This is a genomic window from Acinetobacter sp. AOR14_HL, from assembly GCF_027855175.1.
Lineage (GTDB): Bacteria > Pseudomonadota > Gammaproteobacteria > Pseudomonadales > Moraxellaceae > Acinetobacter > Acinetobacter calcoaceticus.
Map to the genome: position 1 here is coordinate 281,096 of NZ_JAKTII010000008.1, position 13,589 is coordinate 294,684.

Below are 13,589 nucleotides of genomic sequence, written 5' to 3' on the forward strand. Positions count from 1 at the left end.
TAATTACCACTTTTAATTGTTATAAATAAAAAAGGCACCCTTAGGTGCCTTTTTTAGTGCCAGTCTAAACTTAGAATTGTTCTGAGTTTAATGCTTGGCTGAATGCTTGGTCTACTTCGCTGAAGTCATTGTGAAGCTCATGTTCAGCAGCTTCTGCTTCTTGACGACGACGTTCTAGGTGGTATGCAAGACCAGTACCAGCTGGAATCAAGCGACCTACTACAACATTTTCTTTCAAGCCACGTAAATCATCTTCTTTACCTGTTACAGCTGCTTCAGTTAACACACGAGTTGTTTCCTGGAACGATGCAGCAGAGATGAACGAGTCAGTAGAAAGCGATGCTTTAGTGATACCCATCAATAGACGTTCGAACTTCGCAGGGAACTTGTTCTGAGCCAAGACAGCTTGGTTCTCTTGAACAACGCGGATGTAATCCACTTGCTCACCTTTGATGAAGCTTGTATCGCCACCATCAGTGATATCAACTTTACGCAACATTTGACGTACGATAACTTCAATATGTTTGTCGTTGATTTTTACACCTTGGAGACGGTATACGTCTTGAACTTCGTTCACGATGTAGTTAGTTAAAGCAACTTCACCTTTCAAACGTAAGATGTCATGCGGGTTTTGTGGACCATCAGAAACAGTTTCACCACGGTTCACATGCTCGCCTTCGAACACGTTGATTTGACGCCATTTTGGAATCAACTCTTCGTAGATCTCAGAACCATCATCAGGGCTAATTACCAAACGGTTTTTACCCTTAGTCTCTTTACCGAAGCTTACAACACCTGAAACTTCAGCAAGAATTGCATGTTCTTTCGGCTTACGTGCTTCGAACAAGTCAGCTACACGCGGAAGACCACCGGTAATATCACGAGTACGTGATGTTTCTTGTGGTACACGACCAATAACGTCACCCACACCAATCGTTTCGCCATCGCGAACAGTTACGATTGTGTTTTGTGGCAAGAAGTAGAACTGTTCGCCGCCATCTGTTGTATCCAACACGATTGCAGGACGTAAATCTTTACCAGAAGCAGGACGAGCTGTTACAGGTAAGATTTCAACAGTAGTCATACCAGTTGCATCATCAGTTTTTGATGTTGCAGTTACACCATCAGCGATTTGGCTGAAACGTGCTTTACCAGCAACTTCTGTAACAAGTGGATGCGTATGCGGATCCCAAGTCGCCACAATACCGCCAGCTTCTACAGATTCACCATCTTTCAACAAGATGCTTGCACCGTAAGGAAGTTTATAGCGCTCGCGTTCACGACCTAAATCATCGGCAATACCAATTTCACCTGAACGAGAAACTGAAACCAAGTGACCTTTTGCATGTTGTACAGTTTTCACGTTATGGAAACGTACAGTACCTTTGTTACGTACTTGAACACTGTTTGCAGCAGAAGTTCGGCTCGCAGCACCACCAACGTGGAACGTACGCATCGTTAACTGTGTACCTGGTTCACCAATAGACTGTGCTGCCATTACACCTACTGATTCACCTGGATTCACCAAGTGACCACGTGCAAGGTCACGGCCATAACATCTAGCACATACACCAAAAGCAGATTCACAAGCAATTACTGAACGTACTTTGACTTCATCCACACCCGCTTCTTCAAGATGAGCTGCGATTTTTTCGTCAATTAACGTACCACGAGGTAATACAACTTCATCATCAGACGCACGACGTACATCTTCAGCAGTTACACGACCTAATACACGGTCACGTAATGGCTCGATAACATCGCCACCTTGAATGAATGGAGTCATTACTAGACCACCCGCTGTACCACAGTCAGGCTCAGTAATTACCAAATCTTGTGCTACGTCTACAAGACGACGTGTCAAGTAACCAGAGTTCGCAGTTTTTAATGCTGTATCGGCCAAACCTTTACGGGCACCGTGTGTTGAAATGAAGTACTGAAGTACTGTCAAACCTTCACGGAAGTTCGCTTTAATCGGCGTTTCGATAATCGAACCGTCTGGTTTTGCCATCAAACCACGCATACCAGCAAGCTGACGAATCTGTGCCGCACTACCACGGGCACCAGAGTCAGACATCATATAGATGCTGTTGAATGATTTTTGCTTCTCGTCTTCACCTTGTTTGTTTTTCACAACGGTATAAGACAAGTTATCCATCATTGCTTTAGCAACTTGGTCGTTTGTACGCGCCCAGATATCGACAACTTTGTTATAACGCTCACCAGCAGTTACGAAACCTTGTTCGAACTGTTGTTCGATTTCACGAACTTCTGTTTCTGCTTTATCAATAATTGTGTGCTTAGTAGGTGGAATTAACATGTCTTCCATACCTACAGATACACCTGAACGAGTCGCTTGACGGAAGCCCAAGTACATTAATTGGTCAGCAAAGATAACTGTATCTTTCAAACCAAGTTTACGGTAACAAGAGTTGATTAACTTTGAGATATTCTTTTTAGTCATCTCAAGGTTGATCATGTCAAAGCTTAAGCCTTGTGGAACAACTTCCCAAAGCAAACAGCGACCTGGTGTTGTCTCAACAATAATAGTGCCGTGTTCACGTTCACCATCTTCATTGATAACAGTTTGATGCACACGTACTTTAACACGAGCATGAATCGCAACCTGACCAGTTGCAAGTGCACGGTTTACTTCGTGAGTATCAGCAAACACCATGCCTTCGCCTTTAGCATTTACTGCATCACGTGTGATGTAGTAAAGACCCAAGACAACGTCCTGAGAAGGAACGATGATCGGCTCACCATTTGCTGGTGACAAGATGTTGTTTGTTGACATCATCAATGCACGAGCTTCTAACTGTGCTTCAAGTGTCAATGGAACGTGTACCGCCATTTGGTCACCATCGAAGTCGGCGTTAAACGCAGCACAAACGAGTGGGTGAAGACGGATTGCCTTACCTTCAATAAGAATAGGTTCAAATGCTTGAAGACCTAAACGGTGAAGTGTTGGCGCACGGTTCAACATTACTGGATGTTGACGAATTACAGAAGCAAGAACGTCCCAAACTTCTGGAGTCTCACGCTCAACCATTTTCTTCGCAGCTTTAATGGTTGTTGCCTGACCTGAAGCTTGTAGTTTCGCGAAAATGAATGGCTTGAATAATTCAAGTGCCATTTTCTTCGGAAGACCACATTGGTGAAGGCGTAAAGTAGGACCTACAGTAATTACCGAACGACCAGAATAGTCAACACGCTTACCAAGTAAGTTCTGACGGAAACGACCTTGTTTACCTTTGATCATATCTGCCAAAGATTTTAATGGACGTTTGTTAGAACCCGTAATTGCACGACCACGACGACCGTTATCAAGCAATGCATCTACAGACTCTTGTAACATACGTTTTTCGTTACGTACGATAATGTCTGGTGCCGCAAGATCAAGAAGACGCTTCAAACGGTTGTTACGGTTAATGACACGACGATATAAATCGTTCAAGTCAGAAGTCGCAAAACGACCACCTTCAAGTGGAACTAATGGACGTAAATCAGGTGGAAGTACCGGAAGTACATTCATCACCATCCATTCTGGCTTATTGTTTGAATCGTTGAATGCTTCCATCAATTTCAAGCGTTTAGACGCTTTTTTCAACTTCGTTTCAGAAGTTGTTTGAGGAATTTCTTCACGTAAACGTGCGATTTCAGCTTCAAGATCGATATCTTTTAATAAGTCCTGAATCGCTTCTGCACCCATTTTCGCAGTGAATTCATCACCGTGTTCTTCAAGTGCATTGAAGTATTCTTCGTCTGTTAAAAGTTGGTACTTTTCAAACGGAGTCATACCTGGGTCAGTTACAACGTATGATTCGAAATACAATACACGTTCGATATCACGAAGCGTCATATCAAGTAATAAACCGATACGAGATGGTAACGATTTTAAGAACCAGATATGTGCAACTGGAGAAGCGAGTTCAATGTGACCCATACGTTCACGACGAACTTTCGCTGTAGTTACTTCAACGCCACATTTTTCACAAATGACGCCTTTGTATTTCATACGCTTGTATTTACCACACAAGCATTCGTAATCTTTTACTGGACCAAAAATTTTGGCACAGAACAAACCGTCACGTTCTGGTTTGAAAGTACGGTAGTTAATTGTCTCAGGTTTTTTAACTTCACCATGAGACCATGACTTAATCATTTCTGGTGACGCAAGACCAATACGGATACGGTCAAACTCAATTGGTGCATGACCATCTGAGTCCGTTTTCTTACGCATGATATCGAGCAAGTCTTTCAATTTTTTTCTCCGTGTGTCGGGAAGCAACGCTTACCCGACTGGGTCACAAATATTGTTTTTTCCTAAAAAATCGTGAGTCTTACGACTTAGTCACCATTTTTCAGTTCAATGTTGATACCTAAAGAACGGATCTCTTTGGTCAATACGTTGAACGATTCAGGCATACCCGGATCCATATAATGGTTGCCATCTACAATATTCTTATAGATGCGTGTACGACCTTCAACGTCATCCGACTTAACAGTTAACATCTCTTGAAGTGTATATGCTGCGCCGTAAGCTTCGAGTGCCCAGACCTCCATCTCACCGAAACGCTGACCACCGAACTGTGCTTTACCACCAAGCGGTTGCTGTGTAACAAGTGAGTAAGAACCAGTTGAACGCGCATGCATTTTGTCATCAACCAAGTGGTTCAATTTGAGCATGTACATGTAACCTACAGTTACAGGACGATCAAATTGTTCACCCGTACGACCATCAAACAATACTGTTTGACCAGTACGAGAAATATCAGCTAATTCAAGTAAGTCTTTAATTTGGCTTTCTTCAGCACCATCAAATACAGGAGTAGCTAAAGGCACACCTGCACGTAAGTTGCCTGAAAGTGCTAAGACTTCAGCATCAGTTAAGCTATCAAGATCTTCTTGCTCGCCGCCGACTTTGTTATAAATCTTGTCTAAGAATTCGCGAAGTTCTAAAACTGTACGCTGTTCTTTCAACATTTTTTCGATTTTATCACCAAGCCCTTTAGCTGCCATACCCAAGTGAGTCTCAAGAATCTGACCCACGTTCATACGAGATGGTACACCCAATGGGTTCAATACGATATCTACTGGCACACCGTTAGCATCGTGTGGCATGTCTTCAACAGGTAAAATGTTAGATACAACACCTTTGTTACCGTGACGACCAGCCATTTTATCACCAGGCTGAATACGACGTTTAACCGCTAGGTAAACCTTAACAACTTTCAGAACGCCAGTTGTTAACTCATCACCAGTTGAAAGCTTACGTTTCTTCTCTGCAAACTTCTCATCAATTTCTGCGCTCTTCTCTTTCAAGAACACTTGAATTTGAGATAAACGTTCAGCGATTGCTTCGTCTGTAGGTTGGATTTCAAGTAAGTCAACAAGTTCTAAACCAGACAACATATCTTCAACGAGCTTGTCGCCACGTTTAGTCGAACCACCACCGTTAGACTCTTGGCCGTTAAGCAAACGAATTACACGCTCACGAGCTGCTTCTTCAAAGATCTTGTATTCTTCTTTCAAGTCTTTACGGTAAGCATCAAGCTGTGCTTTTTCAATTGCCATCGCACGGTCATCTTTTTCTAAGCCATCACGAGTGAAGACTTGAACATCGATAACTGTACCTTTAGTACCAGATGGAACACGTAAAGATGAGTCTTTAACGTCAGCTGCTTTCTCACCAAAGATTGCACGAAGCAATTTTTCTTCAGGAGTTAACTGAGTTTCACCTTTAGGCGTTACTTTACCAACAAGGATGTCACCAGCAGTAACTTCCGCACCGATATAAACGATACCTGACTCATCAAGTTTAGAAAGTGCAGCTTCACCTACGTTAGGAATATCGGCAGTAATTTCTTCTGCACCTAACTTGGTATCACGCGCTACACATGATAATTCTTGAATATGAATAGAAGTTAAACGGTCTTCTTGAAGTACACGCTCAGATAATAAGATCGAGTCTTCGTAGTTGTAACCATTCCACGTCATGAACGCTACACGCATGTTTTGACCAAGCGCAAGCTCACCCATATCTGTTGACGGACCGTCTGCCAGAATGTCACCGCGAGCAACTTTGTCGCCTAAATTCACGATAATATTTTGGTTGATACAAGTGTTTTGGTTAGAACGTGTATATTTAATGAGGTTGTAAATATCTACACCAGCCTCACCTGCAATCATTTCATCTTCGTTTACACGAATAACGATACGAGAAGCATCTACATATTCAATCGCACCACCACGGTTTGCGATCACACATACGCCTGAGTCACGTGCAACGTTCGCTTCCATACCTGTACCTACAAGCGGTTTATCCGCACGTAGAGTAGGAACCGCCTGACGTTGCATGTTTGAACCCATCAATGCACGGTTCGCATCATCGTGTTCAAGGAATGGAATAAGTGATGCAGCCACAGATACAACCTGCTGTGCAGATACATCCATATGCGTCACTTTTTCAGGTGGCATACGTACAAAGTCACCTTGGTGACGAACAGAAACAAAATCTTCTGTTAAGTTACCATCTTTATCTATCGCAGAATCGGCCTGTGCAATAACAGTACCTACTTCTTCAATAGCAGAAAGATATTCAACAGCATCCGTTACTCGGCCATCTACCACTTTACGGTAAGGTGTTTCCAAGAAACCAAAATCATTTGCTTTTGCATAAACAGAAAGCGAGTTGATCAAACCAATGTTTGGACCTTCCGGCGTTTCAATTGGACATACACGACCATAGTGAGTTTGATGTACGTCACGTACTTCAAAGCCCGCACGTTCACGCGTTAAACCACCAGGTCCAAGCGCTGAAACACGACGTTTATGTGTAATCTCAGATAATGGGTTGTTTTGATCCATAAACTGAGACAATTGGCTTGAACCAAAGAATTCTTTGATTGCAGCTGCAACTGGTTTTGCGTTAATGAGATCTTGCGGAGATAAATTATCTGTTTCTGCTTGGCTTAAACGCTCTTTAACAGCACGTTCAACACGAACCAAACCAACACGGAATTGGTTTTCAGTCATTTCACCAACAGAACGTACACGACGGTTACCTAAGTGATCGATGTCATCGACTTCACCTTTACCGTTACGGATCTCAACTAATGTACGTAATACATCGATGATATCTTCGTGCGATAAAATACCTTCTACTTCACGTGACTTCTGGTCAGTACCAACTTCGTATGGGCGACCCAAACGACGGTTGAATTTCATACGACCTACTGGAGATAAGTCATAACGTTCAGAAGAGAAGAATAAGTTATTAAATAAGTTTTCAGCAGCTTCTTTTGTTGGTGGCTCGCCTGGACGCATTACTTTATAGATTTCAACTAATGCTTCTTCACGACCAGAAGTTGTGTCAGCACGTAATGAGTCAGCAACAAATGAACCACGGTCAATATCGTTCGTAAACAAGATATTGAACTGTTTAACACCGCCTTCTGCCAGTTTCACCATAACTTCATGGCTTAACAATGTGTTTGCAGGAATCACATCACCATTACGTAAAGTAATATCTTCGGCAGTGATACGCTCATACAAGTACTCATCAGGAACTGATAGCTTAGCTAAACCAGAAGCTTCCATTTGACGTACGTGACGTGCATTAATACGTTTACCTTGCTCAACAATGATTTTGCCATCATTGTCTGCAATATCAAATTGCGCCATTTCGCCACGCAGGCGATCTGGAACGAGGTCAATTTGATAGCTACCCATATCAAGATATACAGGTACTTTTTCATAGAACAAATTCAAAATTTGTTCATTGTTATAACCCAATGCACGCAACACAACAGTTGCTAATAATTTACGACGACGGTCAATACGTACATAAACTAAATCTTTTGCATCAAATTCGAAATCTAACCATGAACCACGGTAAGGAATAATACGTGCAGAATAAAGTACTTTACCACTTGAATGTGTTTTGCCTTTATCGTGATCAAAGAACACACCAGGTGAACGGTGTAATTGAGATACGATTACACGCTCAGTACCATTGATCACAAAGGTACCATTGTCTGTCATAAGTGGCATTTCACCCATGTAGACTTCTTGTTCACGTACGTCTTTAATAGATTTAGTTTCGCGATCTTTAATAATCAAACGAATTTTTACGCGCATTGGTGCCGCATAAGTCGAACCACGTAAAATACATTCACGCACATCAAACTCAGGCTTACCAAGGCTATACTCAACAAATTCTAAAGCAGCATTGCCAGAATAACTTTCTATAGGGAAAACTGAACGAAATGCGGCTTGGAGACCGATATCTTCGCGGTTTTTTGGAGATTTGCCACCTTGCAAGAACGTTCTATACGAATCGACCTGGATCGAAAGTAAGTACGGTGCTTCCATTACTTGGGGCAATTTACCAAAATTCTTACGGATCCGTTTCTTTTCGGTATATGAGTATGCCATCTGGAGTCCTCGGAAAGTAAACCAAGCCCGCCTGCAGAACGGGCTCAGAAGGAATTACACAGGCCGATATGGCCACCACTGTTTACAAATGCTGCAATTTTTAGTGGTATTAAAACGCTTAACAATATTTTTTAAAAAGAAAAATATTGGTAAACATTTGAAATTACTCTGATTATTCTAAAACACGACAATTATTGTACAGAACAAACAAAAATCGAGCCGATTATTGTAACGCAAAAAGGCTGATGACCCAAGAGCCATCAGCCATTTTATGGAGCCGATTTAAAAACCGACTCCTTTTACAATTACTTAAGTGTAACTGTAGCACCAGCTTCTTCAAGTTTCTTCTTAAGTTCTTCGCCTTCTTCTTTAGAAACGCCTTCTTTAAGAACTTGAGGAGCACCTTCAACTAGGTCTTTAGCTTCTTTAAGACCAAGGCCAGTTGCTTCACGAACTGCTTTAATTACAGCTACTTTGTTAGCACCAAAAGAAGTCAACTCAACGTTGAATTCAGATTGTTCTTCAGCAGCAGCAGCAGCAGGAGCAGCAGCTACAGCTACAGCAGCAGCAGATACATTGAATTTTTCTTCAAAAGCAGAAATAAGTTCAACAAGTTCAAGAACAGTTTTTTCAGCAACTGCGTTTAGGATTTCTTCGTTTGTTAAAGCCATGAGATTAACTCCAAATGGGTATTGAATGGTGTGGAAGTAGATTTAAGCTTAAGCAGCTTCTGACTCGTTTTTCTCTTGAAGCGCTGTAAGTAAGCGACCCAATTTCGAAATAGGAGCTTGAAGAACAGATGCGAGCATAGTAAGCGCTTTTTCTTGGTTTGGAAGGTTTGCGATAACGCTAACTTCAGCACCTTGATAAAGTTTGCCGTCAAATGCAGCAGCTTTTAATTCAAATGCTTTGTTAGTTTTAGCAAATTCTTCAAACAAGCGTGCAGCTGCGCCCATATCGTCTTCAGAAGTTGAGAATGCTAAGATTGTTGGGCCAACAAGGTTGTCATTCAAGATTGCAAATTGCGTATCTTGAAGAGCACGTTTAGCCAAAGTATTACGTACAACACGTGTAGCAACACCTAGTTTACGAGCTTCAACACGAAGAGCAGTTAATTGCTCAACAGTTAAACCTTGATAGTCAGCAACAACGGCAGCGAACGCTGTAGAAGCAGTTTGAGCCACTTCAGCAACGATCTGTTTTTTGCTTTCAATAAGAAGAGCCATTGTAAAACCTCCTAACGGTGATTTATGTACTCAAAAAAGTACACTCCCAATTCGCAAGTCAACAAAGATTTGACTTACACGCGGAGGAGGAATAAATCACACCACCGCGTCTACGCAGGCTGGGCTATTAAGAAGATATTCAAAAGAAGTCTCTTCGCCTGTGGTCTTTGACGCTGATAAATTTACATTTATCAATTCAAAGTCCGCCTGATGAGTGAGGAAACAAAGCATTACTTTGAATGGGTATAAAAAATCTATGATTTTTTATACCCTGCCCTCAATCAGGACTTTAAAATTCTTGACTAAGTTTTAAACTTAGTTAGAAACGTTGCTTACATCAACAGTAAGACCAGGACCCATAGTTGAGCTCAAAGTGATCTTTTTGATGTACACACCTTTAGAAGTTGCAGGTTTTAACTTTTTCAAGTCAGCAACTAAGGTTTCAACGTTTTGACGGATAGCAGCAGCATCAAAGCCTAACTGACCGATCGCAGCATGGATAATACCCGCTTTGTCTACACGGTAACGAGCCTGACCAGATTTAGCGTTTTTAACAGCATTCGCTACATCAGGAGTTACAGTACCAACTTTAGGGTTTGGCATTAAACCACGTGGACCAAGGATTGTACCGAGCTTACCAACAACACGCATAGCGTCAGGAGCAGCGATTACAACATCAAAGTTAAGGTTTCCACCTTGGATGCTTTCAGCAAGGTCATCAAAACCTACGATGTCTGCACCAGCTTCTTTAGCAGCTTCTGCTTGCGCGCCTTGAGCAAATACTGCTACACGTACAGTTTTACCAGTACCAGCAGGTAATGTAGTCGCACCACGAACAACCTGATCAGATTTACGCGGGTCTACACCAAGGTTTACAGCTACATCTAAAGATTCTTTGAACTTCGCAGCAGGTAAGCTGTTAAGAACTTGAACCGCTTCTTCCAAAGTGTAAACTTTGTTTGCTTCAACAGCAGCAGCAATGGCTTTTTGACGTTTAGTTAACTTTGCCATGTCTTATAGCTCCACTTCCAAGCCCATAGAACGTGCAGAACCAGCGATGGTACGTACACGTGCGTCTAAATCAGCACCAGTTAAATCTGGTTCTTTAGTAGTCGCAATTTCTTCTAACTGAGCACGAGTCAACTTACCAACTTTAGTTTTGTTTGGTACAGGTGAACCTTTTTGGATACCAGCAGCTTTCTTAAGAAGAATAGAAGCTGGTGGAGTTTTCATGATGAATGTGAACGACTTGTCGTTGTACACAGTGATCACTACAGGAATTGGAAGACCTGGTTCAACTTTTTGTGTAGCAGCATTGAATTCTTTACAGAATGCCATGATGTTTACACCACGTTGACCTAATGCAGGACCAATTGGTGGAGATGGATTTGCTTTACCAGCTGGAACTTGCAGCTTGATATAGCCGTCAATCTTCTTAGCCATTTTAAAATACCTCTGGGTACAAACGCCGCTAGGCTCCCCAATGTTTACGCTACACTTTTATTACAACAACAATGCCCGATAAAATCGGGCGTTTTTCAACCAATTAAGATTAAATCGTTTTTTCGACTTGGCGAAATTCGAGTTCAACCTGAGTTGGTCGATTAAATACGTTAATCGTCAACGTTAAACGCGACTTCTCGTATTGAACTTCTTCCACCACACCTTTAAAGTCTGTGAATGGACCGTCAATAACAAGTAATTCTTCACCTGGTTCAAACATCGTCTTAGGACGTGGTGCTTCACCAGTATTACGTACACGCGCAAGAATCGCATCCGCTTCACGCTGAGTGATTGGTGCTGGTTTTTCAGGTGTACCACCGATAAAACCTAGAACCTTTGGACATTCTTTAACGATATGCCAAGTATCATCATTCATTTCCATTTCAACTAACACATAGCCAGGAAAGAATTTGCGCTCAGATTTACGTTTCTTACCATCCTTCATTTCTACCACTTCTTCGGTAGGAACAAGGACATCACCAAAGCTATCAGCAACAGCGCTACGCTGGATTCGTTCTGTAAGTGAACGTAACACTTGTTTTTCATAGCCAGAGTAGGCATGAATAATGTACCAACGTTTCATAGCTCTTTTACCCGATAATCAACTTAATTAACCAACCCAAACCATAGTCAAAACACCATAAAACCAATGATGCAACAACTACAACCAATAGAACCTGCCACGATGTAGTGACTGTTTCTTGTTTTGTTGGCCAAGTTACTCGACGCAATTCGACTCGTGCATCTTTTAGCAAACGAACGAAGCCTTTACCTTGATGGGTGGCGTATAATAAACCTAAAGCCACAACGATACAAGCAAAAATTGCCCCAACGCGCACCCAAATATTGTTTGCAGGTGCCCAATGCGCTGGTAAATACTGATTCGCCATAACAGCTAAAACCAATAATGCAATCGCAATCACCCATAGAACAATATCTAGAGGCGAACCAGAACGAACAACTTCAGCAGAATTATTTCTTTGAGGAATTGGCGCGTCGCTCAATGCGTCACGCGATTTATCATTCGACATTTTTGTACTCGTCGTAGAACTCGCGACTTATTATATGAACAACTAAGCCAGCATCAAGCTTTTTATTTGAAAATATGGCAGGTCAGGAGGGACTCGAACCCCCAACATTCGGTTTTGGAGACCGACGCTCTACCAATTGAACTACTGACCTATAATGCAAGTTGAGAGCCAAAGCCCTCAACCTGAGACGTAATCCGTCACTATATTATGCTTATGCAGTTACTTTCGCAACAACACCAGCACCTACAGTACGACCACCTTCACGGATCGCAAAACGTAGACCTGGGTCCATTGCGATTGGGTGGATTAATTCTACTGACATTTCAACGTTGTCGCCTGGCATAACCATTTCAACGCCGTCTTGTAATTGGATTGCGCCAGTTACGTCAGTTGTACGGAAGTAGAACTGTGGACGGTAACCGTTAAGGAATGGAGTATGACGACCACCTTCTTCTTTAGAAAGTACGTATACTTCTGCATCGAATTTAGTGTGCGGCTTGATTGTACCTGGTTTAGCAAGTACTTGACCACGTTGTACGTCTTCACGCTTAGTACCACGTAGAAGAACACCACAGTTCTCGCCTGCACGACCTTCGTCAAGCAATTTACGGAACATTTCTACGCCAGTAACTGTAGTTGTTTGAGTATCACGGATACCAACGATTTCAACTGATTCGCCTACTTTCACGATACCAGCTTCTACACGACCAGTTACTACTGTACCACGGCCAGAGATAGAGAATACGTCTTCGATTGGCATTAAGAATGCTTTGTCGATAGCACGTTCTGGTTCTGGAATGTAAGAGTCAAGCGCTTCAACAAGAGCAAGAACTGAAGACTCACCATATTGACCAGCATCGCCTTCCAACGCTTTAAGCGCAGAACCACGGATAACTGGAGTGTCATCACCTGGGAAGTCATAAGTAGAAAGAAGTTCACGAACTTCCATTTCTACTAATTCAAGTAATTCTTCATCATCAACAAGGTCACACTTGTTTAAGAATACGATGATGTAAGGTACACCAACCTGACGAGAAAGAAGGATGTGTTCACGAGTTTGTGGCATTGGACCATCAGTCGCAGCACATACAAGGATCGCGCCGTCCATCTGAGCAGCACCAGTAATCATGTTTTTAACATAATCGGCGTGGCCCGGGCAGTCTACGTGAGCATAGTGACGGATTGGAGAATCGTATTCTACGTGTGAAGTATTAATTGTAATACCACGTGCTTTTTCTTCAGGTGCTGAGTCGATTTGTGAGTAATCTTTCGCTTCACCGCCGTAAGTTTTTGCACAAATAGTTGCAATCGCAGCAGTTAAAGTTGTTTTACCATGGTCAACGTGACCGATTGTGCCCACGTTTACGTGTGGCTTATTACGTTCAAACTT

9 protein-coding genes and 1 tRNA gene are annotated in these 13,589 nt (G+C 42.2%); all 10 read right to left on the reverse strand.

Annotated elements, in window-relative coordinates:
- Positions 1–70 precede the first annotated feature (70 nt).
- Entirely contained in the window at positions 71–4,264 is a 4,194-nt protein-coding gene (gene rpoC, locus MKL38_RS09645; protein ID WP_017391399.1) for a DNA-directed RNA polymerase subunit beta', read from the reverse strand.
- Positions 4,265–4,350: 86 nt separating this feature from the next.
- On the reverse strand, positions 4,351–8,439 hold the full coding sequence (gene rpoB / locus MKL38_RS09650) for a DNA-directed RNA polymerase subunit beta (protein WP_005037255.1): 4,089 nt from the start codon (positions 8,437–8,439) through the stop codon (positions 4,351–4,353).
- A gap of 305 nt (positions 8,440–8,744) precedes the next feature.
- Positions 8,745–9,110 (reverse strand): 50S ribosomal protein L7/L12, encoded by a 366-nt coding sequence (rplL, locus tag MKL38_RS09655; RefSeq protein ID WP_005037257.1) that lies wholly within the window; start codon positions 9,108–9,110, stop codon positions 8,745–8,747.
- Positions 9,111–9,158: 48 nt separating this feature from the next.
- Positions 9,159–9,665, reverse strand: a complete 507-nt coding sequence (gene rplJ, locus MKL38_RS09660; protein WP_005037259.1) for a 50S ribosomal protein L10 — start codon at positions 9,663–9,665, stop codon at positions 9,159–9,161.
- Positions 9,666–9,980: 315 nt separating this feature from the next.
- Positions 9,981–10,676, reverse strand: coding sequence for a 50S ribosomal protein L1 (gene rplA, locus MKL38_RS09665; RefSeq protein ID WP_003654501.1), 696 nt, complete (start codon positions 10,674–10,676; stop codon positions 9,981–9,983).
- A 3-nt stretch (positions 10,677–10,679) separates the two neighbouring features.
- Complete coding sequence (gene rplK, locus MKL38_RS09670; RefSeq protein WP_005037262.1) at positions 10,680–11,108, reverse strand: 50S ribosomal protein L11; 429 nt, start codon at positions 11,106–11,108, stop codon at positions 10,680–10,682.
- A gap of 109 nt (positions 11,109–11,217) precedes the next feature.
- Positions 11,218–11,751, reverse strand: coding sequence for a transcription termination/antitermination protein NusG (nusG, locus tag MKL38_RS09675; protein WP_003654499.1), 534 nt, complete (start codon positions 11,749–11,751; stop codon positions 11,218–11,220).
- Between the two features lie 7 nt (positions 11,752–11,758).
- Positions 11,759–12,199, reverse strand: a complete 441-nt coding sequence (secE, locus tag MKL38_RS09680; RefSeq protein WP_004640737.1) for a preprotein translocase subunit SecE — start codon at positions 12,197–12,199, stop codon at positions 11,759–11,761.
- 75 nt (positions 12,200–12,274) lie between these two features.
- Positions 12,275–12,350, reverse strand: a tRNA-Trp gene (locus MKL38_RS09685).
- 60 nt (positions 12,351–12,410) lie between these two features.
- Positions 12,411–13,589: elongation factor Tu (gene tuf / locus MKL38_RS09690; protein ID WP_215901186.1), on the reverse strand; the 1,179-nt coding region annotated here is incomplete at its 5' end.